Here is a 24,234-nt window from a genome sequence, read left to right on the forward strand (position 1 = left end):
CAGAGGGGTCCATCGATGAGAAGCACCGGGTTCCGCCGTACCCTTGCCGCGCTGAGCGTCTGCTCTCTCGCCCTGGCCGTCTCCGCGTGCGGGTCGGGCGACGACGAGTCGGCGAGCGGCAAGACCCGCATCACGGTCAACTGCATGCCGCCCAAGAGCGCCAAGGTCGACCGCCAGTTCTTCGAGCAGGACATCGCCTCCTTCGAGAAGCAGAACCCGGACATCGACGTCGTCGCCCATGACGCGTTCCCCTGCCAGGACCCGAAGACCTTCGACGCCAAGCTCGCCGGCGGGCAGATGGAGGACGTCTTCTACACGTACTTCACCGACGCCCGGCACGTCGTCGACATCAACCAGGCCGCCGATCTCACGCCGTACGTCAAGGAGTTGAAGAGCTACGAGACCGTCCAGCAGCAGCTGCGCGACATCTACACCGTCGACGGCAAGATCTACGGCATACCGCGCACCGGCTACTCGATGGGCCTGATCTACAACAAGAAGCTCTTCGAGGAGGCGGGCCTCGACCCCGAGAAGCCCCCGGCCACCTGGGACGAACTGCGCACCGTCGCCAAGAAGATCGCCGGTCTCGGAGGCGGCACCGTCGGCTACGCCGACTACAGCGCCCAGAACCAGGGCGGCTGGCACTTCACCGCCGAGCTCTACTCGCAGGGCGGCGACGTCGTGAGCGCCGACGGCAAGAAGGCGACCGTCAACACCCCCGAGGGCCGCGCCGTGCTCCAGAACCTGCACGACATGCGCTGGACCGACAACTCCATGGGCAGCAAGCAACTGCTGGTCATCAACGACGTCCAGCAGATGATGGGCTCCGGCAAGCTCGGCATGTACCTCTCCGCCCCCGACAACATCCCGATCCTGGTCAAGGAGAAGGGCGGCGACTACAAGGACCTCGCGCTCGCCCCCATGCCCGGCGGCGAGGGCACGCTCATCGGCGGCGACGGCTACATGTTCAACAAGAAGGCGAGCCCCGAGCAGATCCGTGCCGGTCTGAAGTGGCTCGACCACATGTTCCTCACCCCCGGTGACGGCTTCCTCGGCGACTACGCCCGCGCCAAGAAGAACGATGCCCCCGTCGGACTGCCCGAGCCCCGGCTGTTCACCGGTGCCGCCGACGCCAAGGACCAGCAGGTCAAGGAGGCCAACGCCAACGTCCCGGTGGAGAACTACCAGGCCTTCCTCGACGGCAACCAGAGCCTCGACATGAAGATCGAGCCGCCGAGCGCCCAGCAGATCTACTCCGTCCTCGACGGGGTCGTCTCCGCCGTCCTCACCAAGGAGGACGCCGACATCGACCAGCTCCTGAGGGACGCCTCCGGGAAGATCGACAGCATCCTGGCGCGGGGCTGACGGGCCGTGACCAGGACGGCCCAGCGGCGGACCAGGGAGCAGACCGCGGAGAAGGCCGCGGAAAGGGCTGCGGGCAAGGTCGCGGCCCGCCCGGTACAGGCGCCGCCCCCGGCAGGGGACCGGAGGCGGCGTCGTCTCACCGACCAGGCCCGTGCCTACGGCTTCCTCCTCGGCGGCGTCATCTGCTTCGCGCTCTTCTCCTGGTACCCGGCGATCCGAGCGGTCGTGATCGCCTTCCAGAAGTACACGCCCGGCAGCGACCCCGAGTGGGTCGGCACCGCCAACTTCACCCGTGTCTTCGCCGACCCGGAGTTCGCGGCGGCCTGGCGCAACACGCTCACTTTCACGCTGCTCGCCCTGCTGATCGGCTTCGCGATCCCCTTCGTACTCGCCCTGGTCCTCAACGAGTTGAGGCACGCGAAGGCGTTCTTCCGGGTCGTGGTCTATCTGCCGGTGATGATCCCGCCGGTGGTCAGCGCCCTGCTGTGGAAGTGGTTCTACGACCCCGGCACCGGCCTCGCCAACGAGGCGCTGCGGTTCCTGCACCTGCCCACGTCGAACTGGTCCAACGGCGCCGACACGGCCCTGGTCTCCCTTGTCATCGTCGCCACCTGGGCCAACCTGGGCGGCACCGTCCTGATCTACCTGGCGGCGCTTCAGTCCATCCCGGGGGAGCTGTACGAGGCGGCCGAACTGGACGGCGCGAACCTGCTGCAACGCGTCCGCCATGTGACGATCCCGCAGACCCGCTTCGTGATTCTCATGCTGATGCTCCTTCAGATCATCGCCACGATGCAGGTGTTCACCGAACCGTTCGTGATCACGGGCGGCGGCCCCGAGAACGCCACGGTCACCGTCCTCTACCTCATCTACAAGTACGCCTTCCTCTACAACGACTTCGGCGGCGCCTGCGCGCTGAGCGTGCTGCTCCTCGCGCTGCTCGGCGTGTTCTCCGCCGCCTACCTGAGGCTGACCCGCTCCGAGGGGGACGTATGAGCACCACCCGCACCCTCGTCTCCCCGGCCGTGCTCGCCCGCCCGCGCGGCAGGGCCGTCTACTGGACCGTCTTCACCGGGGTCGTCGTGCTCTTCGCGCTCGCCTTCCTCTTCCCGGTCTACTGGATGGTGACCGGCGCGATGAAGTCCCCGGACGAAGTGGCGCGGACGCCTCCCACGCCGGTCCCGGAGCAATGGCACCTCAGCGGCTACACCGACGCCTGGGACCTGATGCAGTTGCCGACGCACCTGACGAACACGGTGGTCCAGGCGACCGGCGCCTGGGCGTTCCAGCTCGTGTTCTGCACAGCCGCCGCATACGCCCTGTCCAAGCTGCGGCCCGCCTTCGGCAAGGTGATCCTCGGCGGCATCCTCGCCACCCTCATGGTCCCGGCCCAGGCGCTGGTGGTGCCGAAGTACCTGACCGTGGCCGACCTGGGCCTGCTCAACGACCCCCTCGCCATCTGGCTCCCGGCCGTCGCCAACGCCTTCAACCTCTACCTGCTGAAGCGGTTCTTCGACCAGATCCCGCGCGATGTGCTGGAGGCCGCCGAGATCGACGGGGCCGGCCGGCTGCGCGTCCTGTGGTCGATCGTGCTGCCCATGTCCCGGCCCGTGCTCGGCGTCGTGTCGATCTTCGCGCTGGTCGCCGTCTGGCAGGACTTCCTGTGGCCGCTGATGGTCTTCTCCGACACCGACAAACAGCCGGTCAGCGTGGCCCTCGTGCAGTTGTCGCAGAACATCCAGCTCACCGTGCTCATCGCGGCGATGGTGATCGCCAGCATCCCGATGGTCGCGATGTTCCTGGTCTTCCAGCGGCACATCATCGCCGGCATCAGCGCGGGCGGCTCGAAGGGCTGACGTCGCCCCTCCGACAGAAAGGCACCCACCGTGGGACAGCCCACCCATGCCCGGAAGCCCCGTGGGGCGCAGGACTGGTGGCGCAGCGCCGTCATCTATCAGGTGTACGTCCGTAGCTTCGCGGACGGCGACGGCGACGGCACCGGTGACCTCGCGGGCGTCCGCGCCCGGCTGCCGTACCTCGCCGAACTCGGCGTGGACGCGCTGTGGTTCACGCCCTGGTACGTCTCACCGATGAAGGACGGCGGCTACGACGTCGCCGACTACCGCGCGATCGACCCGGCCTTCGGCACCCTGGCCGAGGCCGAGAAACTCATCGCCGAGGCGGACGCACTCGGTATCCGCACCATCGTCGACATCGTGCCGAACCATGTCTCGGACCAGCACCCCTGGTTCCGGGCGGCGCTGAAGGGCGGCCCGGAGCGGGAACTGTTCCACTTCCGCGCGGGCCGCGGTGCACTCCCGCCCAACGACTGGCGCTCCGAGTTCGGCGGGCCCGCCTGGACCCGGCTGCCCGACGGCGACTGGTATCTGCACCTGTTCGCCCCGCAGCAGCCCGATCTCAACTGGGCCCACCCGGCCGTCCGGCGGGAACACGAGGACATTCTGCGCTTCTGGTTCGAGCGGGGCGTCTCCGGCGTCCGTATCGACTCCGCCGCACTCCTCGCCAAGGACCCCCGTCTGCCGAACTTCACCGAGGGCCGGGACCCGCACCCGTACGTCGACCGCGACGAACTCCACGACATCTACCGCGCCTGGCGCGCGATCGCCGACGAGTACGGCGGCGTCTTCGTCGGCGAGGTCTGGCTCCCCGACACCGAACGCTTCGCCCGCTATCTGCGCCCCGACGAACTCCACACGGCCTTCAACTTCTCCTTCATGACCTGCCCCTGGGACGCCGGACGGCTGCGCACGGCCATCGACGAGACACTCGCCGAGCACGCTCCGATCGGCGCCCCCGCGACCTGGGTGCTGTGCAACCACGACGTGACGCGCACGGTCACCCGCTACGGCCGGACCGACACCGGCTTCGACTTCGCCACCAAGGCCTTCGGCACCCCGACCGACCTCGCCCTCGGCACCCGCCGGGCCCGCGCGGCCGCGCTGCTGTCACTCGCCCTGCCCGGAGCCGTCTACGTCTACCAGGGCGAGGAGCTGGGCCTGCCCGAGGTCGACATCCCCCTCGGCCGTGTCCAGGACCCGATGCATGCCCGCTCCGGCGGCACCGACCCGGGCCGGGACGGCTGCCGGGTCCCGTTGCCGTGGACGGCCGACGCGCCGTACGCGGGCTTCGGCTCACATGAGGAGCCGTGGCTGCCACAGCCCGCCGACTGGGGGTCGTACGCGGCCGACCGTCAGACCGCGGACCCCACGTCGATGCTCGCCCTCTACCGCCGCGCGATCGCGCTCCGGCCGTTGTTCGGGGATGGCCCGCTCACCTGGCTGCCCGCCCCCCACGGTGTGCTCGCCTTCACCCGCGCACCGGGCGTGACCTGCGTGCTGAACCTGGCGGACGAGCCCGCCGACCTGCCCGCCCACACCGAACTCCTCCTCGCCAGCGGCCCTTTGGAGGACACCGGTCGGCTGCCGAAGGACACCGCGGTCTGGCTGCGCGCCTGAGACCGCGGCCGCTATCCCCGCACCCCCACCCCGAAGGGATCAGCCATGCAGCACACGCGCAGATTTGTCATGATCGCGCCAACCATGACCGCGACCGCGATCACCGTCGCCCTCACCGCCGGCCTGCTCACCGCCACGACCCCCACCGCCCACGCGGCCGCCGGCGCCACCCTCCCCTTCACCTCGGTCGAGGCCGAGTCCGCCACCACGACCGGCACGAAGATCGGCCCCGACTACACGCAGGGCACCCTCGCCTCCGAGGCCTCCGGACGCCAGGCCGTCCGCCTCGCCGCCGGTCAGCGCGTCGAGTTCACGGCACCGGGCGCGGCCAACGCCCTGAACGTGGCCTACAGCGTCCCCGACGGACAGTCCGGCTCGCTGAACGTGTACGTCAACGGAACCAAGCTCGCCAAGACCATCGCCGTCACGTCCAAGTACTCCTACGTCGACACCAGTTGGATCCCCGGCGCCAAGACCCACCACTTCTACGACAACGCCCGACTGATGCTCGGCCAGAACGTGCAGGCGGGCGACAAGGTGGCCCTGGAAGCGGCCCACACTCAAGTCACCGTCGACGTCGCCGACTTCGAGCAGGTCGCCGGGGCCGCAACCCAGCCCGCCGGGTCCGTGTCGGTGACGGCCAAGGGTGCGGACCCCAGCGGCCAGGGCGACTCCACCCAGGCCTTCCGTGACGCCATCGCCTCGGCGCAGGGCGGGGTGGTGTGGATCCCGCCGGGCGAGTACAAGCTCACGTCCTCCCTCGGCGGCGTCCAGAACGTCACCCTCCAGGGCGCGGGCAGCTGGCACTCGATCGTGCGCACCTCGCGCTTCATCGACCAGTCGAGCTCTTCCGGCAACGTCCACATCAAGGACTTCGCGGTCGTCGGCGAGGTCACCGAACGCGTCGACTCCAACCCCGACAACTTCGTCAACGGCTCGCTGGGGCCGAACAGTTCCGTCTCCGGTATGTGGCTCCAGCACCTCAAGGTCGGCCTCTGGCTGATGGGCACCAACGACAACCTCGTCGTCGAGAACAACCGCTTCCTCGACATGACCGCCGACGGCCTCAATCTCAACGGCAACGCGCGCGGGGTGAAGGTCCGCCACAACTTCCTGCGCAACCAGGGCGATGACGCGCTCGCCATGTGGTCCCTGTACGCGCCGGACACGAACAGCAGCTTCGAGAACAACACGATCACGCAGCCGAACCTGGCCAACGGCATCGCGATCTACGGCGGCACCGACATCACCGTCAAGGACAACCTGATCTCCGACACCAACGCCCTCGGCAGCGGCATCGCGATCTCCAACCAGAAGTTCCTGGACCCCTTCCATCCGCTGTCCGGCACGATCACGGTCGACGGCAACACGCTCGTCCGCACGGGCGCGATGAACCCCAACTGGAACCACCCGATGGGCGCTCTGCGCGTCGACTCATACGACAGTGCCATCGAGGCGAACGTCCGCATCACCAACACCACCATCACCGACAGCCCGTACAGCGCCTTCGAGTTCGTCTCGGGCAGCGGGCGCGGCTTCGCGGCGAAGAACGTCACCGTCGACGGCGCCACCGTACGCAACACCGGCACGGTCGTCGTCCAGGCCGAGACCCAGGGCGCCGCCACCTTCCGCAACGTCACGGCGACCGGCGTCGGCGCCGCGGGCATCTACAACTGCCCCTACCCGGCCAACTCCGGCACCTTCACCCTCACCGACGGCGGCGGCAACTCCGGCTGGAGCAGCACCTGGTCCGACTGCTCGACGTGGCCGCAGCCCGGCCAGGGCAACCCCGACCCGGATCCCACCCGCAACCTGGCCAAGGGCCGCCCGGCCACCGCCACCGGCTCGCAGGACGTCTACACACCCGGCAAGGCCGTCGACGGCGACGCGAACACCTACTGGGAGTCGGCCAACAACGCCTTCCCGCAGTCCCTGACGGTCGACCTCGGTTCGAGCGAGGCGGTCCGCCGGCTGGTGCTGAAGCTGCCGCCGTCCTCGGCCTGGGGCGCGCGCACCCAGACCGTCACGGTGCTGGGCAGCACCGACGGCTCGTCCTACTCGACGGTCGTCGGCGCAACCGGCTACCGCTTCGACCCGGCCACCGGCAACACGGCCACCGTCTCCCTGCCCGGCAGCACGAACCTGCGGTATCTGCGGCTGTCCGTCAGCGCCAACACCGGCTGGCCGGCCGGTCAGTTCAGTGAGGTGGAGGCGTATCTGACTTCGTGACCGAGTCGCGCACGACCCCGCGCTTCGCCGCCTGGATCTGCTCGTACACATGGGTGCGCAGCTCGGCGAAGCGCGGGTCCACGCGGGTGTGCAACTGGTCGCGCTGGGCGGGCAGTTCGACCTTCAGCTGCTCCTGGACGACGGTGGGGGAGGCGGACAGTACGATCACCCGCTCGCCCAGATAGACGGCCTCGTCGATGTCATGGGTGACGAACAGGATCGTGATGCCGCGCTCCCGCCAGAGCCCCCGGACCAGGTCCTCCAGATCCGCCCGGGTCTGCGCGTCGACCGCCGCGAACGGCTCGTCCATCAGCAGCACACGGGGCTCGTACGCCAGCGCCCGGGCGATCGCGACCCGCTGCTGCATCCCGCCGGACAGCTGCCACGGATACGCCCCCACGGCATCCGCGAGACCCACCGACTCCAGCGCGTCCCGCACCAACTCCCGGCGCCGCCCCTTGCTCAAGTCCTTCTGTTTGAGGGGAAGTTCGACATTCTCGCCGACCCGCATCCAAGGAAACAGGCTGCGTCCGTACTCCTGGAACACGAAGGCCATTCCGGGCGGCGGGCCGGTCACCTTCCGCCCCTCCAGGAGCACTTCACCGCCGGTCGGGGCGAGCAGTCCGCCCATGCACTTCAGCAGCGTCGTCTTGCCGCAGCCCGACGGGCCGACGAGGCAGACGAGTTCCCCGGCGTCGACGGTGAAGGTGAGGTCGCGGACCGCCTCCACCCGACGCCCCGACCCCTCGTAGACCTTCTTCAGTCCGCGTACGTCGAGCATGGACCGCCCCTTCTCGATGTTCACGGCGACCGCCGGGCCGAGGCGCGCAGACCGTGGTACCAGCCGAGCACCCGCCGCTCGACCAACTGGAAGACGACCGACAGCACAAAACCGAGCAGACCGAGCACGAGGATGCCGGTCCACATGTCCGGGATCGCGAAGCCCCGCTGGAACTGGACGATGGTGAAGCCCAGACCGTTGCTGGCAGCGAACATCTCGCTGATCACCATCAGGATGATGCCGATGGACAGGGCCTGGCGCAGGCCCGCGAAGATCTGCGGGCTCGCCGAGCGCAGGACCAGGTGCCGCAGACGCGCCACGCCCGTGACGCCGTACGACCGTGCCGTCTCCGCCATCACCGGGTCCACCGCTCGCACGCCCTCGACGGTGTTGAGCAGGATCGGCCACACGCAGCCGCTCGCGATCACCGTGATCTTCATGGTGTCGCCGATGCCCGCGAACAGCATGATGACCGGCACCAGCACAGGCGGCGGCACCGCCCGCAGGAACTCCAGGACCGGCTCGCACACGGCCCGCACCCGCCGATAGGAGCCGATGACGGTACCGACCGCCACGCCCACCACGGCCGCCAGTGCGTAACCGCCCGACAGCCGCAGCACACTGGGCAGCACGTCCTCCCGCAGCCGCTCCGCCGTCCATACGTCCGGGAAGGCCTCCAGGATCGTCCGCAAGGGCGGCCAGTACACGTCCGTACTCCCGGCGGAGGCCACCCACCAGACGGTGACCAGCAGCGCGGGCAGCGCGAACACGAAGACCAGCCGCAGCAGTACGCGCGTCACACCGCCACCTCCCCGCGCACCGACTGGTGCCAGGCCAACGCCCGCCGCTCCACGGTCCTCGCACCCACGTTGATCAGCAGCCCCAGCAGTCCGGTCACCACGATCAGCGCGTACATCTCGGGCACCGCCTGCGACGCCTGCGCGACGCCGATGCGCTTGCCCAACCCCGGCGCGCCGACGACTAGTTCGGCGGTGATGGCGAGGATCAGCGCGACGGCCGCCGCGAGCCGCACGCCGGTCATGACGTACGGCAGCGCGGTCGGCCACAGCACATGCCGGATCCGCGCCCAGGTGCCGAGGCCGTACGACCGCGCCGTCTCCTCGGCGACGGGGTCGACGTCCTGGACGCCGTACAGGACCTGGATCAGCACCTGCCAGAAGGAGGCGTAGATGACGAGGAGGAGCACGGAGCGCAGCTCGGTGCCGTACAGCAGCACGGCCAGCGGGATGAGCGCGACCGACGGGATCGGGCGCAGGAACTCGATGGTGGAGGCCGTCGCCTCGCGCAGATACGGCACGACCGAGACGAGCACGCCGATCACGATGCCCGCGCAGGACGCGATCGCCAGGCCCAGCGCCCAGCCGGTGAGCGTGTCGCCGAGCGCGGTCCAGAAGGCGGAGTCGGCGGCCTCGTCCGCGAGCGCGTCGGCGATCCGGCTGGTCGGCGGGAAGTAGGCCTCCTTGACCAGGCCGAGTCGCGGCACCGCCTCGCCCAGGGCGAGGAAGGCCGCGAGCCCGGCCGCGCCGAGGGCGACGTTCGAACCCATTATGCGTCTGAAGTCCCTCACGGTAGCAGCGCGTCCAGGTCGGGCGTCTTCTTGAAGAGGCCGTCCTCCTCGCCCAGCTTCATCAGGGCCTCTATGGAGGAGCGGTTCGCCTCGGCAGGCCACTTGGGCAGGGTCACCTGGTCCAGCACGTTCGCCGGGATCTTGGTGTACGTCGTGACGATCTGCCGGGCCTCGTCCGGATGGGCCTCGGCGTACGCGAGGGACTCGGCGGTGGCGTCCTGGAACTTCTTGACCACGTCCGGGTTCTGCTGCGCGTACTGCGTCGAGGTGAAGTACATGGCGACGGTGAGCTCGGGCGCGACGTCGATCAACGGCGAGGCGATCTCCCGGCCGCCCTGGCTCCGGATGGTGGCGGTCGCCGGCTCGACCACGCACGCGGCGTCGATCTGGCCCTGGTCGAGGGCGGCGGGCATCTGGTCGAAGGCCATCTCGACGAGGGTCACCTTGTCCGGGTCGCCGCCCGCCACCCGTACCGCCTGGCGGACCGCGGTCTCGTTGATGTTCTTCAGGGTGTTGATGGCGACCTTCTTGCCCTCGAGCTGTTTCGCCGACTTGATCGGGCTGTCCTTCTTGACCATCAGGCCGTTGAAGTCCTTGCCCCGCACGCCGGTTGACGCGATCCCGTTGGCGACGGCCTTCACGGGGACGCCGTTGGACTGGGCCACCATCAGGGACGTCACATTGCTGAACCCGAACTGGAACTGCCCGCTCGCCACACCCGGCACGATCGCCGCACCGCCCTGAGCGGCGGTGAACTCCAGCTTCAGGCCCTGCTTCTCGAAGAAGCCCTTCTTCTGGCCGAGATACAGCGGTGCGACATCGACGATCGGGATGAGCCCGAGCTTGACGGTCGTGACACCGCCGGACGACGTGCCGGCGGCCGGTGAACCGCCGTCGGACGAGCCGCAGGCCGTCGCGACGAACAGCAGAGCGCCGGCGGTGAGACCGGCGGACAGACGACGCATGGCTCCTCCTGTACAGACAACGGTGCAACGGTGTTCCGACAGGTTGTGCGCAAGGCGCACAGTAGTGCGCGAGGTTGCTCAGCGGGAAGGTAGAAGCCTCAAGCGGATCCGGTCAATGGGTTCACCGACAACATTGTTGACACTTCTGGAGGTGGCGATGTCCGCCGACGTACGCGCACCGCACTTCGTGAAGTCCTTCGAGCGCGGCCTCGCCGTGATCCGCTCCTTCGACGCCGAGCATCCGGCCCGCACGCTCAGCGAGGTCGCCCAGACCTGCGACCTGACCCGCGCCGCGGCCCGCCGCCTGCTCCTGACCCTCGCCGACCTCGGCTACGTCCACCAGGACGGCCGTCTCTTCCGCCTCACCCCGCGCGTGCTGGAACTCGGCTACTCCTACCTCTCCAGCTACACCCTGCCCCAGATCGCCGAGCCGCATCTGGAGCAACTCGTCGCGCAGGTACGGGAGTCGTCGTCGCTGTGCGTCCTCGACGGCGACGACATCGTGTACGTCGCCCGGGTCCCGACCCGGCGCATCATGACGGCGTCCATCACGGTCGGCACCCGATTCCCAGCGTATGTGACGTCCGTGGGCCGGGTGATCCTCGCCCATCTACCGGACGAGGAGGTCGAAGTCCGGCTCACCCGCGCCGAGTTGAAGCCCTTGACCGGGCGCACCCTCACCTCGCCGGACGCCCTGCGGGCGGAGCTGCGCCGCGTCCGCAGGCAGGGTTACGCGGTCGTCGACCAGGAGCTGGAGGAGGGGCTGAGGTCGGTCGCCGCCCCGGTGCGGGATCGGGGCGGCGAGGTGGTCGCGGCCGTCAACATCGCCGTGCACGCCGGCCGCAACTCCGTCGACTCCGTACGCCGGGACCTGCTGCCGCATCTGCTGGCGACCGTCGCCGGGATCGAGGCGGACCTGCGGATGACGCATCCCGGACGGATCACGGATCCAGGAGGGGTTGCAGATCCGGGACAGGCCACAGATCCGGGACAGGTTACAGATCCAGGACCAGCCGCTGTCCCCGGCACCGCGACACGCAGATCATCATCGTCTCGCCGCTCTCCTGCTCCTCCGGCGTGAGTACGGAGTCCCGGTGGTCCGGGGTGCCGTCCAGGACGTCGGTCTCGCAGGTCCCGCACGTGCCCTCGGTGCAGGAGTAGAGCACCTCGACGCCGGCCGCCCGCACCGTGTCCAGCAGGGAGACACCCGGCGTCACGGTCAGCGTCAGCCCGCTCCGGGCCAGCTCGACCTCGAACTCCCCGTCCTCGCCGACCGGTTGCTCCTTCGCCTGGAACCGCTCGATGTGCAGCACCCCGGACGGGCACCGCTCCTCGACGGCGTCCAGCAGCGGACCGGGGCCACAGCAGTAGACGAGGGTGCCGTCGGGTACGTCGTCGAGCGCGGAGGCGAGGTCCAGCAGCCCCGACTCGTCCTGCGGGGCGACGGTGACCCGTCCGCCGTGCCGCCCCAACTCCTCGGTGAACGCCATCGATCGACGGGTACGCCCGCCGTACAGCAGCGTCCATTCGGCGCCCGCCGCCTCGGCCGCGGCCAGCATCGGCAGGATCGGGGTGATGCCGATGCCGCCCGCGATGAACCGGTACCGGGGAGCGGGCTCCAGGCGGAAATGATTGCGGGGACCGCGCACCCGCACCTTGTCCCCCTGCCCCAACTGCTCGTGCACATGGGCGGATCCGCCGCGCCCGTCCGGCTCCCGCAGCACAGCGATCCGCCACTGTGTCCGGTCGGCCGGATCGCCGCACAGCGAGTACTGCCGCTCCAGCTCCGGCCCGAGCACCACGTCGATGTGGGCGCCGGGTTCCCAGCCGGGGAGCTGCTCGCCCAGCGGGTGGCGCAGAATGAGGGCGAGCACGCCGTCGGCCGCGAATTCTCTGCGGTCGACGACGAGTTCGGCTTCGTACACGTCGCTCATGAACTGTTTCCTCGCGGCTCGTGTCCTTGCGGGTGCGCGAGCATCCACTCCCACATCTCCACCGGGTCCTTCGCGGTGTGTTCGCGGCCGCAGTGACAGGTGCCGTGCAGGACGTCGGTGCCCGGCAGCCAGTCGATGCGGTAGATCTCGCCGGTAGGGCCCGTCACTGGACCTTCTCCATCGGCTTGGCGCCCTCCTCGACCAGCCGGGCGAGGATACGGCGGGCGGCGAGTCCACCGGTGTCGATGTTGATGCTCAGCTCCTGGTAGCCGTGGCGCTCGGTGCCCAGGGTCTTCTGGAGCAGGTTGAGGGCGGTGACGTCCTGCATGACCACCGTGTGGTTGTTGCCGCGCAGGAACTCGGTGACCTCCTCGTCGTCCGTCGCCCAGTCCCGTGAGACCGCCCAGAAGTCGTACACCTTGCCGTCGCCGGACGGCGTGATGGCGTATGTGACCTCGGTGTGGAAGCCGCCCGGGTCACTGCCGTCCGCCTCGGGCACCACGCCGACGGGAGCGACGCGGCTGTGCAGCAGATACAGACACGGGGCGTGGTACTCGATGTCCTGCCAGCGGGTGATCCGGCCCTCGATACCGGTCGACTTGGCGTAGAACGGCGGGCACTCGGCGTCGTCCATGTGCCGGCTGACCCGGACGATGCCGGCGCCCTCGTCGACCTCGGTGGTGATCGGCGTCTCGGCGACCTCGGGGGTGCCGATGTACCCGCCGTGCAGATAGGTCTCGTGGGACAGGTCGAGGAGGTTGTCGACGAGCAGACCGTAGTCGCAGTCGATGGGCTCCATGCCGCGCACGGTGACCCAGCCGGGGGAGTCGAGGTGCCTGGCCCGAGGGATGCTCTCGGGGTCGGCGAGCGCCGGGTCACCGATCCACACCCAGATCAGGGAGTCCTGCTCGACAACGGGGTACGAGGCGACACGCGCCGTCCGAGGGACACGCTTCTGCCCCGGCACGTACACACACGCACCGGTCGTGTCGTACGTGAACCCGTGGTACCCGCACACGATCCGGTCACCGTCGAGCCGGGTCGGCGCCTCGGACAGCGGGTAACGGCGATGCACACACCGGTCGTGCAGGACGACCGGCGTCCCGTCCTCCTCCGTGCGGTAGAGGACGAGGGTCTCCCCGAGAATCGTCCGTCCGAGCAACTCGCGCCCGACCTCGTGGCTGTAGGCGGCGACGTACCACTGGTTCCTGGCGAAGGCGGTCATGTGCGGCATCGTTGCGGCTCCCGTCTGTCTGCTGTGGTGGCATCGTCCGGAAGGGCACCGCCGTGCCGCAATACCCCTTCCGCCTCACGGAAGAGGATCGGTAAAAGGCCTGTTCAGAGGGTGCAATCTCTCGTGGGGCTGGGTCGGGATGGAGTCGGGCCATTCCGTGGCACCGTGCCTACATCGGCGGGATGCGCGTCCCTTTCGGTGTTGTCGACTTACGAGACTGATACCTATTGGGACTCTTGTGGTGATTCGGTTTCTGTAATTCGTTGGTACAGCGGCAGAAGTTGCATCACTTCTGATCGGGTGTGGTCGTAGCCGTGAAGGAGGCCGTGGGGGTCGAATCCGGGTCGAATTCGCCGCTGTTTTGCCTCTGTAGCGCATAAGCGCGGGTCAGGGGGGTGGGGGAAGGGTATGTGACGTGTCACTCGACGCTGCCGGGCTCGGCGCCCGCAGGTGTCGAGCCGGCGATCTGCCACGGGTTCGACCGCCTCCGAGAGGCAGCGGATCAAGGCTGGCTCGGCGAGGTTGCCGCCATCGAGACCGCCATGGCCGCCGCCGCGCAGAAACTGGAGGCCATGCGCGAGCGTGCAGCCCAGCCGTCCACCGTCCGCCTCGGCATGCCCGACATCCGCAGCACCGTTGGTCGCATTACTCCGGAGCCGTGACAGACACTGCCGCCCAAGAAGTCAGCATCGCTGGGAGGGTCGGCCCCTCGCCCCAAGGGCTGTCCCGTAAAGGATCTTCGGAGGCTGGCGGCCGCTATCCCATGACCGCACGAGCCGCGTCGAGGAACGCCAGCCGGTTGCCTTCCAGGTAGTCCCGCACGCTCTCGCCGTCGGGCAACCCTTCCCACACCGTCCGGTTGAGGTCGAGGAAGTACGCGCGTGCCGAGTCGTGTACGGGCAGGGGGAATTGGATGCGGATGAGTCGTTCCGCGACCCACAGCCTGTTCATCGCGTCCTGGGTCGTCAGGTACCAGTTGTGGGTGTCGTCCCACTCGTCAGGCCGACTGAACGCGGCGCGTTCGGCTTCGGCCCCCACCTCGATGAACCGCTCCAGCAACGCCAGCCGTTCCGCGCGCCTGGCTTCCGACAGGGTGATCTGCTGTCGTTGCTGTTCTGCGCGTTCTGCCGAAAGCTGAGTCCTGTGCTGGACGAGGTAGGACAACAGACCGCCGAGGACAACGCCGCCCACGGATATGAGTGACACCCAGACCTGACCTGACATGGCAGTCATCGTTTCATGCTGTCCGATCTTTGGGACGATCCAGATGTGGCTGCTGTGATCACGGCGTCGGAGCCGTCCTGGATAGTCCCGTTCACCGGGCTGAGCCCGCGTCAGTTCGGCAAGCTGGTCACTGCGCTACAGCGCCAGGGGGTGGATCCGGTCCGCAAGGGCCGACCGTGGAGCCTGCCGCTGGAAGACAGGGTGTTGCTGGTGGCTGCGTCCTGGCGGACGAACCTGACCTCGCGGCAACGGAACTGGTGGCCAGCACTCCGGAGATCTTTTACGGGACAGCCCAGGGTTGCCCGAACGGTGCCATGTTGGACTTCCCAGGCTCGCCACTCGCACCAACGGCAGCTGCGGTCGAGCATCATCTGGCGAGCGGCCTCGGCGAGGAGTTCCCAGAAGTCGACTGTCACGGGGTGGACATCCCCGATCTCGATGAGAACGCCGAGCACCATCTCCCACTCCTGGCGCCCGATGTCCTCGCGAACATCCCCAACCGTCTGCCCGTTCTCTGCTGCGGCGTCCTCGGACAGCAGGTCGACGGCCCGCCGAAGGAGTGTGAACGCGTCATCCATATCCTGCATTGTCCCCTGTCCCCGGACGCCCGTTCATCGGCGACAAGGCAGGAGTCAGCCGCACGACACGCCCGGATGGTCCCAGCAGGCGGGATTTCTGTCCCACTACTTTCAGCAACTCGACGGCGATCCACCCCACCGGGCGGCCAGCTGGGCTAGTTCGGATAAGCCTGTATCCGATGCCCGATGCTGTCGATCAACCCCAAGATGCTGCCCCGGCTCGACGAGTCGAAGGCCGACCTCCTGGCCCGTCGTCAACGCGCGATCGACGAAGGCTGGCGCGGGGAGGTCGAAGGCCTCGACCTCCCCCTGAGGTTCCTGGCCAGCAAGCGCGCCCAGGCCCACCGGGCTTCCGCGACAGCCAGTGTGGACCTGGGCATGCCACCACGGCCCGGGCCCGAGCAGGAACGGAACAGAGAACCGGAACGGGTGGGTTCAGGGGGGTGCGAGGGTGTCGAGTTGCGCAGCGAGGTCGGGGTGGGTGGTGGTCAGGTGGGGGCGGGTGGCGTAGAGGGGGCGGATGAGCTCGGCGGGATCGTCGTGGGCAAGGGCCGCGTGGAGCTGGCTGAGCGGGAGGCGGGCCGTGGTGGGCAGGTCGGTGAGAGCGGTGATCTGGCCGGCGATGCGGCGCAGGTCGGCTGCGTTGCGGCGGGCCCAGTTGGCGTTGGTGCGTTCAGCGGCGCGGCTTTCGCGGGTGGCCTGGACGCGTTGTTCACCAGTGGTTCCGGCGGGGCCGGGGCGGCCGCGCAGGTAGCGGCGTTCGGCTGCCTGGCGGCTGGCGACGCCGAGGGGGCGGGCGAGATCGGCCCAGCTGGCTCCCGCGTCGCGGGCGGTTTCGATCAAGCCGGTCTCCCATCCGGCGAGCTGCTCGCGTACCTGCCGCAGCAGCATCAGGGAGGCCAGCGCCTGCTCCGGCACGGGGCCGGGAGCATCCGGGGTGTCCGGGGACTGTCGCTGGGCGTCGCGCAGGGCGCCGTCTATGGCGTGCAGGGCCGCTGCGGCGGCGAGGAACGACGCCGGGCTGTGGGCATTCGTGCTGGTCGGGGACGGCTGGTCGGCCTGGGTCACGGACACCTCCCTTGTCGTCATCATGTAGACGACATCGTGTTTGTCATCCATTGGATGACATGTTACAACGGTGTCAGTGAGGCGCATTGGCAGCAACTGCCTGAACCTGCTGGAGGTGTATTCACGATGTTGATGCGCACTGACCCCTTCCGTGAGCTGGACCGGCTGGCGCAGCAGCTGATGGGCCCGGGGACCTGGTCCCGCCCGTCGGCGATGCCGATGGACGCCTACCGCGAGGGCGACGAGTATGTGGTGGCCTTCGACCTTCCCGGCGTCACCGCGGACGCGATCGACATCGACGTCGAGCGGAACATGCTCACCGTCAAGGCCGAACGGCGGCCGGTGGCGAAGACCGACGACGTACAGATGGAGCTGTCCGAGCGGCCGCTGGGTGTCTTCTCCCGCCAGATCGTGCTCGCCGACACCCTCGACACCGAGCACATCCAGGCCGACTACGACGCGGGCGTGCTCACTCTGCGCATCCCGATCGCCGAGCGCGCCAAGCCCCGCAAGATCTCCATCGGTGTCGGATCCGGCCGCAAGGAGATCTCCGGCTGACACCGGCCGGACGGGTGCGGAAGGCGGGTACCTGATCTCCCCCTCACCCCGCTCTCCGCACCCCCGCGGGCAGTCTGAAGAAGAAAGGGGTGGCAGCCGAGATGACTCTGCGATGCGAAGCGTTCCTCGGCAGCGTGAAGGAACGCGGCGAGTACGACTCTGCGGAGGAAGCCGAGCGCGCGGCCCGTGTGGTACTTGCCCTCCTCGGCGCGCACCTGGTGGGCGACGTCCGCGCCCAGCTGGCGGCGCGCCTGCCTGAGGCGTTCGCCCTGATCCTGCTCAACCCGCTGCAGAGCGCCGAGCCGCTGCTCCCGGAGCGATTCGTGCGCGCAACCGCCGCGTGGATCGAAGGCGCCACCGAGCAGACCGCGGCCTGGGACGTCAGTGCCGTGCTGTCGACCGTCGCCGACGCCGCCGGCGAGGACCTGCTGGGCCAGATCCTGCTCCAGCTCCCCGCCGGCTACGACCTGCTCTTCGGCCGCCCCCAGTCCACCTGATCATCACGTGTACCCCGGTGCCCGACCACCGGCCACAGTAAGAAAGGCAACTACCCCAGTGATCTCCGACCGGCACGCACCGCACCAGCAGTCGTACGGGACGGCATACGAGCAGATGCTGGAGAAGGTCCGCTACGAGGGCGCCTACCCCACCCGCGAGAGAGCCGACGAAGCCGTCCGCCTGGTTCTTGCCGGACTGGGGCGCCAGCTGACCGGCGACGAACGCGTCGACCTGGCGCGCTGCCTGCCCTGGGAAGCCGCACGCGTACTGACCGCGCAGATCCCCGACACCCAGCCCCTGACCGGCTGGGCCTTCGTCAAGGACCTCGCCGCCCGCACCGGCGCCTCCCTGGCCACCACCCGCTGGGACACCGGCTCCGTCTTCTCCGCCGTCTCCGCCTACGCCGGCCCCAACCTGATCACCCGCATCCTCCACCAGCTCCCCACCGGTTACGCCCTGCTGTTCGGCCGCGCCGAACTCACCCCGGCCGCGTAGACGGCGATGTGCGTACTCGGGGCGGGCGCGACGACCACTGCGTCGCTGTCCGCCCTACGCCCCCGACGTGTTGCCTTCCTGGCCGGGGCCCGGCCCCAGGGGCTCTTGGACGGATAGCTGGATCACACACCCACCACGTCCGCCGCGGCGGCACAGGCGGGCACAGCCACCCGAAGATCGACACACCGGTCTCGAATGTCGCGAACCCAGGCCAAGTCCAGTCCAGCGGCGGCACTGGCCCAAGCAGCGGCTCCAGCGACAGGAACCGGATGGCAGCCGGGGATACCCCGCAGCTCATCAGCCCGCCAGCAGTACTCATCCGACTCGATCGACGTGCCGATCCAGACGTTGGGCAGTGGCCACGAACTCAAGGCGTTCCAGTTGGCCACGCGCTTGCGCACGTCCTCGCGTACGGTCCTGGCCAGCGGGACAGCATCGTCCTCTGACAACCGTTCCATCTCGGCCCAGACTGCGTCCACGAACTTGTGCGATTCCAGCAGGCGACGCAGACGCCGCGGCCTCTTGGTAAGTACCTGGAACTGGCGCTGCGGCGCCAGCGCCATCGTCGCGAAGGTCCTGGCCACAAACTCCGCGGGGACACGAGCGTGGCCGATGTCGCTCACTTCACGAACACCTTGCGCGGCCGACGCCACCGTAGCGGCTCGAACAAGGCGTCCTCGTGCACTGTGACCCCGAACCCGGGGCCGCTGGTCCGCGGATCACCGTCGCGCTGGTAGTTTGCCTGACCCATTGCCTGAGCCGCTTCGCCAAGGTCAGTGCATGGCAGTGGTCGCAGCCCGGCGAGATGCGATCGCACCCGGTCGCCGCATTCCAGGTGGTCTCGGTCCACTTGATAGCCGTTCCGGTGCTCACCGCACACCACCGGCCGCGACTGTGCCCTTCGGCTTGGTGCAGAGAAGCATGCAGAAAGAGGTTCCGAGCCGAGGCGCAGGTACTCGAGGTCCTTCGAGAGGCAAACAAGCACCGTCCCAGCCAGCCGAACGTCCGCTTTGCCGCCCAAACGGTGCGGGACCACCGCGAACAGGGCACTGCTGAAGACGGTGCCCCCCACCCGGGTGGCTAGTGGCGGCGGTGTGCCCGATCTGGCGTGCTGCGCCGTGCGCGGGCGATCAGCAGGGCGACGTCGTCGTGGTTGTCGGGGTGCCGGAGGTCGTGAAGAAGCCGGTCGCAGGTTTCTTCCAATGGGGAGTCGGGTGCGTCGAGGAGGCGGAGGAGGGTGTGGAGGCGTTCGTCGATGGGCTGGTGGCGGGTCTCGACCAGTCCGTCGGTGTACAGGACCAACCGGTCGCCGGCGGCGAAGCGCACGGTGGTGGTTTCGAAGGGGATACCGCCGACGCCGAGGGGAGTGCCGGTGGGCAGCTCGAGCAATTGGGGGTGCCTGCCCTGGCGGATGAGGACGGGGGGCAGGTGGCCTGCGTTGGCGATGTGGCACTCGCCGCGGTGGGGGTCGTAGGCGGCGTAGATGCAGGTGGCGATGTACTGCTCCAGCCCGGAGGTGATCGCGTCGAGGTGCTCAAGGACCTGGGCGGGGTCGAGGTCCAGGCGGGCGAAGGCGGTGGTGGCGGTGCGCAGGCGGCCCATGGTGGCGGCGGCGTCGATGCCGCTGCCCATGACGTCGCCCACGACGAGGGCGGTCTTGTCACTGCCGAGCGGGAGGACGTCGTACCAGTCGCCGCCGATCTCGTAGGCGGCCTGTGCGGGCAGGTAGCGGGAGGCGACCTGCAGGCCGGGCAGGTGGGGCGGGTGCTCGGGGAGCAGGCTGCGCTGCAGGGTCTCGGCGGCGTTGCGCACGCTCTGGTGCGTGCGGGCGTTGTCGATGCACACCGCGGCGCGGAAGGCCAGTTCGGTCGCGATGGCGAGGTCGTCCTCGTCGAAAGGCCGCGGATCGCGGGCACGGCTCAGCCCCAGGAAGCCGAGGACGGTGCCGCGTGCGATGAGCGGTACCGCCATGTAGGAGTGCACGCCGGCGCGGGCCAGCAGCGTGGCGGCGCGCTCGTCGCGGGCGATGCGCGTCAGGTCGTTGCCGTCGGCGTGGCGGATCAGGACGGGCCGCCCAGTGCGCACACACCGGGTGGCGAAGCGGTCGGCGTCGTAGGCGGTGATGTGGCCGGGCGGATCGGCGGCGTGAACGGCGTCGGTGGGGTAGGCGGCCTTCACCGCGAGAGCACGGAAGAGCGTCGGGCCGTCTCCGGTGGCGGGGCGGTGCTGGTCGACCACGGAGTCGAGTACGTCGACGGCGACCAGGTCGGCGAAGTCGGGAACGGTGACCTCGGCCAGTTCCCGGGCGGTCTGGTCGATCTCCAGGGTGGTGCCGATGCGGGCGGAGCCGTCGGCGATCAGGGCCAGGCGGCGCCGCGTCTCGGTGGCCTCCAGGGCCGACCGGTACCGCTCGGTGACCTCCACCACGATGTCGGCCACCCCGAGAACGCGGCCCTGGGGGTCCTCCAGCCGGTACAACGAAATCGACCAGGCGTGCTGGTGTCCCGGGTCCGCTGGGGTGCGGCCGACGATGGTGGACTGGTCGACCAGGGGTATCCCGGTCGTGAGGACCTGCCGCATCGCGGCCTCGGGCACCTCGAACTTCGTGGCCTTCATGATCTCGCGGTAGTGGCGGCCGAGGTGCTGTGCCGCAGGTATGCCGTGCATGCGCTCCAAGGCGGGGTTGACGGCCACGTACCGGAGGTCGGTGTCGAGGATCGCGATCCCGATGGGGGACTGGAAGATCAGCCGGGTGGACAGGGCGACGTCCCGCTCCACCTCGCGCAGCATGGGCGAGTCGGCGCCGAGTCCGAGGGCGTAGAAGTCGCCGCGGTCGTCCAGCAGCCGCATGTTGCGCAGCTCCACCAGCCGGGTGCTGCCGTCCTTGCATCGGATGGGGAACGTGCCGCCCCAGCTCTGGCCGGTCTCCATGACTTCGGCGAACTTCTTGATCACCCAGTCCCAGTGCTCTTCGTGCACCAGCAGCCGCGCAGCGTACTGCCCGAGGGCCTCCTGGGCGCTGTAGCCGTACAGCTCCTCGGCCTGCGGACTCCACAGGACGACCCGTCCGTCGGCGTCCAGCAGCACCGCCGCGACACCAAGGAGGTCCATCAACCCGCTCGGCTGCGACGACCCGCTGTCTGGTCGGCCGATGTCCGCCCAGCCGGGGTCGGCGGGAGGCCGGTCGGCTTCGCTCATCGCAGGCATTCCTTCCGCCGGCCGGCGCTACGTGGGCGCGGCGTCGGCCTGACTGGAGCGGGCCTGTCCGGGTCTGCAGGCTCTTCGGTTTCTATGGTCCCCCCGGACCCCCAAACAACACACCCCCTTCTCACCGTGCTGCTCGGACAGAAGGATCGATGTCACCGTGTAGACAGTCGTCGAGCACCCGCCCTCTGTCTGCCAGGAACGACTCGGCGTGCGTCTTCGGTGACGGCCTGTGCGGAGGCGACCCTATCCGTATGCGGCCTGTGCCATGGTCGCGTCAGGTATAGGGTGCCGGGCTCATGTGGTAGCCACGGCCGGCCGTTCCTCGGGCGTCCATACGCCGTAGATCTCTCTTCCTCGGCCGCGTGGTCCAGGAGGCGCTGAGGCACCTGCGCCCGGCTGGATATCCCGCGCTGTGGTCGTCGGGACGGCCTGAGGCGGCACAGGCTGCTTGCCAACGCGCCGTCGAAGCCAGCCGTGCCGGGGGGGAGTCCCCTGGTTGAGGCGGCGATTCTAGTGACCTGTACTCAGCTGGACGACCTCACACCACAGCAACAGATCGCCTGCTTCTTGCAGGCAGAAGCGGCCCGCAAGCAAGCCAACGCCCGTGACCTCCACGCCCATGCGTTGTGCGGTATCGGCATGGCATTGACCACGTCGGGTGACAGAGACCAGGCCGTCACCTACTTCGTGCGCGCGGAGCGCATGTTCGAAGACCTCGGCCTCACGGAGGAAGCAGGGCAAATTGGCGACCTGCTCGCCGCCCTCCAGACTTAACCATTGGTCTGGCGCCCTGCTCATGGCGCTTCTGCATGGGGCGGGGTGAGATCGGGTGGGTAGCCCTTTGCACGAAGCCAGGTGTCGAGGGCCAGGGCGACGATGTCGCCGGGGGGAACGTCGTGGTCGGCGTTGTAGCGGCGGATGCGTCGCTGGAGTTGCAGGATGTCAGGTACGGCGTAGTTGAGCTGTCCGCGTTTGATGTGGCGGTTGCCGATGGCCGTAAGAGTGTCTGGATGCGAGTGAGTGGATCGTCGGTGTGCTCGGACTGCGCTTCGAGTGCGTCGGCTACGTCGCGTAGCCGTCGGGCGTGGTGGGTGAGGTCGGGCACGGTGTTGTTCCGGTCGGTCTGGCTAGATGTTGTCCCGTAACCGGTGAGGCAGTTGGTGCGTTGGCTGGGCATGGGTGGGGTGATCTCAGCGGATGATCCGAAGTGGATCGAGCCGTTCTCCGGGCTGAGCGACTGGCAGTTCGCCAGGCTGGTGGCGTTGGTGCGGCGTCGCGGTGGCGATGTTCAGCGCGGCCGTCCCTGGCGGCTGCCGCTGGCAGACCGAGTATTGCTGGTGGCGACGTACTGGCGCACGAACCTGACGTTGCGGCAGGTGGCGCCGTTGTTCGGGGTCTCGAAGTCTGCTGCCGACCGCATCCTCGATCACCTGGCGCCCTTGCTGGCCATCTCGCCGGCTCGGCGGTCACGCAAGGACACCGTCTACATCGTCGACGGCACGCTGGTGCCCACCCGTGATCGCAGCGTGGCCGCGTCCAGTAAGAACTATCGGTACTCGACGAACCTGCAGGTCGTGATCGACGCCAACAGCCGCCTGGTGGTGGCGATCGGCCTGCCGCTGCCCGGCAGCCGCAACGACTGCCGGGCGTTCACGGAGTCCGGCGTCGACCGGGTCTGCCGCGGCACGCCGACCATCGCCGACGGCGGATACCAGGGCACCAGTCTGCTCATCCCACATCGCAAACGACGAGGGCAGGTACAGCTCAGCGCGCAGCAGGAGTCGGAGAACGCCGTCCACCGCCGGGCTCGAGCCCGGGTAGAACACGCCCTGTCCCGGCTGAAGAACTGGAAAATCCTGCGGGACTGCCGGCTCAAGGGCAACGGCGTTCACCAGGCCATGCTCGGCATCGCCCGCCTGCACAACCTCGCATTGGCCGGTTGAGCGGTCCTGACAGCGGCGGCATGCTCAGCTCAGCGTCAAGTGCACCAGGTCGATGTCCTGGTCACGAGCCCGGGCGAAGCACCGGCTCTTCCCCGTAACGATGAAGCCGCACTTCTCCAGCACGCGGATGGAGCCAGCATTGTCAGCGGCGGCATCAGCGTGCAGCGGCCGCGCGGGCTCCAGCTTGATAAGTTCAGCCAGGGCCGCAGTGGCAATTCCCTGGCCCCAATGTGCTCGCCCGATGACGTACGTGACCTCACGCTCCGACGGCGGACCGAAGACAGCGGCGTGTCCTGCTACAGCGCCGTCAGCGAGAACGGTTCGCAAGATCACGGACGGATCCGAGCGCACCTTCATCCAGTGCTGGTCGAAGTGGCCGCGGTCGTAGTGATACTTCCTGGTCACGGCTGCCATCTGCTGCAACTCGGGATCCGTCAGCTGCTGCCAGAAGACCGGCAGGTCGCTGTCCTCAAGCTCGCGCAGGGATATGCCCATAGGCGCAGTCTCACTCTCCAGAAGATCGGTACCCAGGTAGCTGGTTCAGACTAGGCCCAGCTCGCAGTTACGGGACAACCTTTACGACCTCGTGCATGGTTGGCCGTGGCACGTCGAGGTCTACGGCACTGACCGTGTTCACCCTCGAAAGCTGCGGGAGAGGCTGGCGGATTGTTGGTGTGAGAGCAGTCCGGCGACGGCTTGGACGATGTCACTCATGTGCTCGCGGCGGCCGAGGTGACGGGCGAGAGCCCGCCAGTTCTGCAGATGCGCGATGCCGTGCTCGACGCGGATGCGCCGTGAGGAGTGCGCCTTGCGTTGCTGCTCGTGCCTCTCCTCGTACCAGGCGGGAGCGTTCTTCTTGAACTTGCGGTGTGGCGCAGTCACCACCCGTCCGCCGGTCTGTGCTCCCATGCCCTGATAGCCGGCATCCGCGAGGATCTCCATGAACGGACCGTCGGCCAGGAGCGTGGCGAGTCCGAGGTGTCGGGCCTGGGTGATGTCCGCGCAACTGCCCGGCCGGACCGGGCTGCAGAACAACACGCGCCCCTCGGCGTCCGTGACGACCATGGACTTCACGGCGTTCTGCTTGGTCT

Annotated in this window: 26 protein-coding genes and 1 pseudogene; 13 read left to right on the forward strand and 14 right to left on the reverse strand. The window is 68.7% G+C overall.

The window, feature by feature from the left end; all coding sequences use genetic code 11:
- Positions 1-15: 15 nt before the first annotated feature.
- The 5 genes from BLU79_RS13810 to BLU79_RS13830 all read left to right on the forward strand — a co-directional run bounded on the left by BLU79_RS13810 (position 16) and on the right by BLU79_RS13830 (position 7,070).
- Entirely contained in the window at positions 16-1,365 is a 1,350-nt protein-coding gene (locus BLU79_RS13810; RefSeq protein ID WP_093905995.1) for an ABC transporter substrate-binding protein, read from the forward strand.
- 6 nt (positions 1,366-1,371) lie between these two features.
- Positions 1,372-2,361 (forward strand): carbohydrate ABC transporter permease, encoded by a 990-nt coding sequence (locus tag BLU79_RS13815; protein ID WP_256333286.1) that lies wholly within the window; start codon positions 1,372-1,374, stop codon positions 2,359-2,361.
- Positions 2,358-3,221: a carbohydrate ABC transporter permease gene (locus tag BLU79_RS13820; RefSeq protein ID WP_093905996.1), complete on the forward strand. Its 864-nt coding sequence runs from the start codon at positions 2,358-2,360 to the stop codon at positions 3,219-3,221. The genes BLU79_RS13815 and BLU79_RS13820 overlap by 4 nt, the downstream gene beginning before the upstream one ends.
- Positions 3,222-3,251: 30 nt before the next feature.
- Positions 3,252-4,841 (forward strand): glycoside hydrolase family 13 protein, encoded by a 1,590-nt coding sequence (locus BLU79_RS13825; RefSeq protein ID WP_093905997.1) that lies wholly within the window; start codon positions 3,252-3,254, stop codon positions 4,839-4,841.
- 84 nt (positions 4,842-4,925) lie between these two features.
- Positions 4,926-7,070: a discoidin domain-containing protein gene (locus tag BLU79_RS13830; RefSeq protein ID WP_256333287.1), complete on the forward strand. Its 2,145-nt coding sequence runs from the start codon at positions 4,926-4,928 to the stop codon at positions 7,068-7,070.
- On the opposite strand, the gene BLU79_RS13835 is transcribed toward BLU79_RS13830, so the two are convergent.
- Genes BLU79_RS13835 through BLU79_RS13850 form a run of 4 tightly spaced genes read right to left on the reverse strand, consistent with a single transcriptional unit; the run spans position 7,039 to position 10,404 of the window.
- The gene (locus BLU79_RS13835) at positions 7,039-7,851 is read right to left on the reverse strand and encodes an ABC transporter ATP-binding protein (RefSeq protein WP_177001008.1); all 813 of its coding nucleotides are present in this window, start codon (positions 7,849-7,851) and stop codon (positions 7,039-7,041) included. The genes BLU79_RS13830 and BLU79_RS13835 overlap by 32 nt on opposite strands.
- 20 nt (positions 7,852-7,871) lie before the next feature.
- On the reverse strand, positions 7,872-8,651 hold the full coding sequence (locus BLU79_RS13840; RefSeq protein WP_093905999.1) for an ABC transporter permease: 780 nt from the start codon (positions 8,649-8,651) through the stop codon (positions 7,872-7,874).
- Positions 8,648-9,418 (reverse strand): ABC transporter permease, encoded by a 771-nt coding sequence (locus BLU79_RS13845; RefSeq protein ID WP_371131856.1) that lies wholly within the window; start codon positions 9,416-9,418, stop codon positions 8,648-8,650. The genes BLU79_RS13840 and BLU79_RS13845 overlap by 4 nt, the downstream gene beginning before the upstream one ends.
- Positions 9,419-9,435: 17 nt before the next feature.
- On the reverse strand, positions 9,436-10,404 hold the full coding sequence (locus BLU79_RS13850; RefSeq protein ID WP_093906000.1) for an ABC transporter substrate-binding protein: 969 nt from the start codon (positions 10,402-10,404) through the stop codon (positions 9,436-9,438).
- Positions 10,405-10,561: 157 nt separating this feature from the next.
- On the opposite strand from BLU79_RS13850, the gene BLU79_RS13855 reads away from it, so the two are divergent.
- Positions 10,562-11,485 carry an IclR family transcriptional regulator domain-containing protein gene (locus tag BLU79_RS13855; protein WP_093906001.1) on the forward strand — a complete coding sequence of 308 codons (924 nt, stop codon included), beginning with the start codon at positions 10,562-10,564 and terminating at the stop codon, positions 11,483-11,485.
- Here BLU79_RS13855 and BLU79_RS13860 read toward each other — a convergent pair.
- From BLU79_RS13860 to BLU79_RS13870, 3 genes are read right to left on the reverse strand one after another with little or no spacing between them, the layout of a single operon-like run.
- Positions 11,400-12,338, reverse strand: a complete 939-nt coding sequence (locus BLU79_RS13860; protein WP_093906002.1) for a PDR/VanB family oxidoreductase — start codon at positions 12,336-12,338, stop codon at positions 11,400-11,402. The two genes, BLU79_RS13855 and BLU79_RS13860, sit on opposite strands and share 86 nt — an antisense overlap.
- On the reverse strand, positions 12,335-12,505 hold the full coding sequence (locus tag BLU79_RS48220; RefSeq protein ID WP_093906003.1) for a hypothetical protein: 171 nt from the start codon (positions 12,503-12,505) through the stop codon (positions 12,335-12,337). Before BLU79_RS48220 ends, BLU79_RS13860 begins: the two co-directional genes overlap by 4 nt.
- Positions 12,502-13,572, reverse strand: a complete 1,071-nt coding sequence (locus tag BLU79_RS13870) for an aromatic ring-hydroxylating dioxygenase subunit alpha (RefSeq protein WP_177001009.1) — start codon at positions 13,570-13,572, stop codon at positions 12,502-12,504. Before BLU79_RS13870 ends, BLU79_RS48220 begins: the two co-directional genes overlap by 4 nt.
- Before the next feature lie 410 nt (positions 13,573-13,982).
- Here BLU79_RS13870 and BLU79_RS13875 point away from each other — a divergent pair, with 410 nt between their 5' ends.
- The gene (locus BLU79_RS13875) at positions 13,983-14,234 is read left to right on the forward strand and encodes a hypothetical protein (protein ID WP_177001010.1); all 252 of its coding nucleotides are present in this window, start codon (positions 13,983-13,985) and stop codon (positions 14,232-14,234) included.
- 94 nt (positions 14,235-14,328) lie between these two features.
- Here BLU79_RS13875 and BLU79_RS13880 read toward each other — a convergent pair whose 3' ends face one another.
- A complete protein-coding gene (locus BLU79_RS13880) occupies positions 14,329-14,805 on the reverse strand; it encodes a hypothetical protein (protein ID WP_093906004.1) in 477 nt (158 codons plus the stop codon).
- A 36-nt stretch (positions 14,806-14,841) separates the two neighbouring features.
- Here BLU79_RS13880 and BLU79_RS13885 point away from each other — a divergent pair.
- Positions 14,842-15,045 (forward strand): annotated as a pseudogene (locus tag BLU79_RS13885) (IS5/IS1182 family transposase); the annotation flags it as partial.
- Positions 15,046-15,809: 764 nt separating this feature from the next.
- Here BLU79_RS13885 and BLU79_RS13895 read toward each other — a convergent pair.
- Positions 15,810-16,442 (reverse strand): type III effector protein, encoded by a 633-nt coding sequence (locus BLU79_RS13895; protein ID WP_093906058.1) that lies wholly within the window; start codon positions 16,440-16,442, stop codon positions 15,810-15,812.
- A gap of 126 nt (positions 16,443-16,568) precedes the next feature.
- On the opposite strand from BLU79_RS13895, the gene BLU79_RS13900 reads away from it, so the two are divergent.
- The 3 genes from BLU79_RS13900 to BLU79_RS13910 all read left to right on the forward strand — a co-directional run bounded on the left by BLU79_RS13900 (position 16,569) and on the right by BLU79_RS13910 (position 17,993).
- Entirely contained in the window at positions 16,569-17,000 is a 432-nt protein-coding gene (locus BLU79_RS13900; RefSeq protein WP_093906005.1) for an Hsp20/alpha crystallin family protein, read from the forward strand.
- A gap of 101 nt (positions 17,001-17,101) precedes the next feature.
- The gene (locus BLU79_RS13905; protein WP_093906059.1) at positions 17,102-17,497 is read left to right on the forward strand and encodes a DUF2267 domain-containing protein; all 396 of its coding nucleotides are present in this window, start codon (positions 17,102-17,104) and stop codon (positions 17,495-17,497) included.
- 58 nt (positions 17,498-17,555) lie between these two features.
- A complete protein-coding gene (locus tag BLU79_RS13910) occupies positions 17,556-17,993 on the forward strand; it encodes a DUF2267 domain-containing protein (protein WP_093906006.1) in 438 nt (145 codons plus the stop codon).
- A gap of 122 nt (positions 17,994-18,115) precedes the next feature.
- Here BLU79_RS13910 and BLU79_RS13915 read toward each other — a convergent pair whose 3' ends face one another.
- Genes BLU79_RS13915 through BLU79_RS13920 form a run of 3 tightly spaced genes read right to left on the reverse strand, consistent with a single transcriptional unit; the run spans position 18,116 to position 21,191 of the window.
- The gene (locus tag BLU79_RS13915; protein ID WP_256333288.1) at positions 18,116-18,616 is read right to left on the reverse strand and encodes a DUF5131 family protein; all 501 of its coding nucleotides are present in this window, start codon (positions 18,614-18,616) and stop codon (positions 18,116-18,118) included.
- Between the two features lies 1 nt (position 18,617).
- A complete protein-coding gene (locus BLU79_RS49950; RefSeq protein ID WP_371131857.1) occupies positions 18,618-19,043 on the reverse strand; it encodes a DUF5131 family protein in 426 nt (141 codons plus the stop codon).
- A 30-nt stretch (positions 19,044-19,073) separates the two neighbouring features.
- The gene (locus tag BLU79_RS13920; protein WP_093906007.1) at positions 19,074-21,191 is read right to left on the reverse strand and encodes a SpoIIE family protein phosphatase; all 2,118 of its coding nucleotides are present in this window, start codon (positions 21,189-21,191) and stop codon (positions 19,074-19,076) included.
- A 522-nt stretch (positions 21,192-21,713) separates the two neighbouring features.
- Here BLU79_RS13920 and BLU79_RS13925 point away from each other — a divergent pair.
- Positions 21,714-21,974 carry a hypothetical protein gene (locus BLU79_RS13925; RefSeq protein ID WP_143052498.1) on the forward strand — a complete coding sequence of 87 codons (261 nt, stop codon included), beginning with the start codon at positions 21,714-21,716 and terminating at the stop codon, positions 21,972-21,974.
- Positions 21,975-22,375: 401 nt separating this feature from the next.
- On the forward strand, positions 22,376-23,143 hold the full coding sequence (locus tag BLU79_RS13935; protein ID WP_093906009.1) for a transposase: 768 nt from the start codon (positions 22,376-22,378) through the stop codon (positions 23,141-23,143).
- 24 nt (positions 23,144-23,167) lie between these two features.
- Here BLU79_RS13935 and BLU79_RS13940 read toward each other — a convergent pair whose 3' ends face one another.
- Positions 23,168-23,638, reverse strand: coding sequence for a GNAT family N-acetyltransferase (locus BLU79_RS13940; protein ID WP_093906010.1), 471 nt, complete (start codon positions 23,636-23,638; stop codon positions 23,168-23,170).
- Between the two features lie 138 nt (positions 23,639-23,776).
- Positions 23,777-24,234, reverse strand: a 458-nt coding sequence (locus tag BLU79_RS13945) for a transposase family protein (protein WP_256333290.1), incomplete at its 5' end; no start/stop codon positions are given.

Origin of the sequence: Streptomyces sp. cf386 (assembly GCF_900103585.1) — a bacterium.
In the GTDB taxonomy this organism is placed as follows: Bacteria; Actinomycetota; Actinomycetes; order Streptomycetales; family Streptomycetaceae; genus Streptomyces.

Coding starts and splice junctions, on each gene's coding strand:
- BLU79_RS13810 (WP_093905995.1), top strand. CDS start 16: ATGAGAAGCACCGGGTTCCGCCGTACCCTTGCCGCGCTGAGCGTCTGC.
- BLU79_RS13820 (WP_093905996.1), top strand. CDS start 2,358: ATGAGCACCACCCGCACCCTCGTCTCCCCGGCCGTGCTCGCCCGCCCG.
- BLU79_RS13830 (WP_256333287.1), top strand. CDS start 4,926: ATGACCGCGACCGCGATCACCGTCGCCCTCACCGCCGGCCTGCTCACC.
- BLU79_RS13835 (WP_177001008.1), bottom strand. CDS start 7,851: ATGCTCGACGTACGCGGACTGAAGAAGGTCTACGAGGGGTCGGGGCGT.
- BLU79_RS13845 (WP_371131856.1), bottom strand. CDS start 9,418: ATGGGTTCGAACGTCGCCCTCGGCGCGGCCGGGCTCGCGGCCTTCCTC.
- BLU79_RS13850 (WP_093906000.1), bottom strand. CDS start 10,404: ATGCGTCGTCTGTCCGCCGGTCTCACCGCCGGCGCTCTGCTGTTCGTC.
- BLU79_RS13855 (WP_093906001.1), top strand. CDS start 10,562: ATGTCCGCCGACGTACGCGCACCGCACTTCGTGAAGTCCTTCGAGCGC.
- BLU79_RS13860 (WP_093906002.1), bottom strand. CDS start 12,338: ATGAGCGACGTGTACGAAGCCGAACTCGTCGTCGACCGCAGAGAATTC.
- BLU79_RS13870 (WP_177001009.1), bottom strand. CDS start 13,572: ATGCCGCACATGACCGCCTTCGCCAGGAACCAGTGGTACGTCGCCGCC.
- BLU79_RS13880 (WP_093906004.1), bottom strand. CDS start 14,805: ATGACTGCCATGTCAGGTCAGGTCTGGGTGTCACTCATATCCGTGGGC.
- BLU79_RS13900 (WP_093906005.1), top strand. CDS start 16,569: ATGTTGATGCGCACTGACCCCTTCCGTGAGCTGGACCGGCTGGCGCAG.
- BLU79_RS13905 (WP_093906059.1), top strand. CDS start 17,102: ATGACTCTGCGATGCGAAGCGTTCCTCGGCAGCGTGAAGGAACGCGGC.
- BLU79_RS13920 (WP_093906007.1), bottom strand. CDS start 21,191: ATGAGCGAAGCCGACCGGCCTCCCGCCGACCCCGGCTGGGCGGACATC.
- BLU79_RS13935 (WP_093906009.1), top strand. CDS start 22,376: ATGGGTGGGGTGATCTCAGCGGATGATCCGAAGTGGATCGAGCCGTTC.
- BLU79_RS13940 (WP_093906010.1), bottom strand. CDS start 23,638: ATGGGCATATCCCTGCGCGAGCTTGAGGACAGCGACCTGCCGGTCTTC.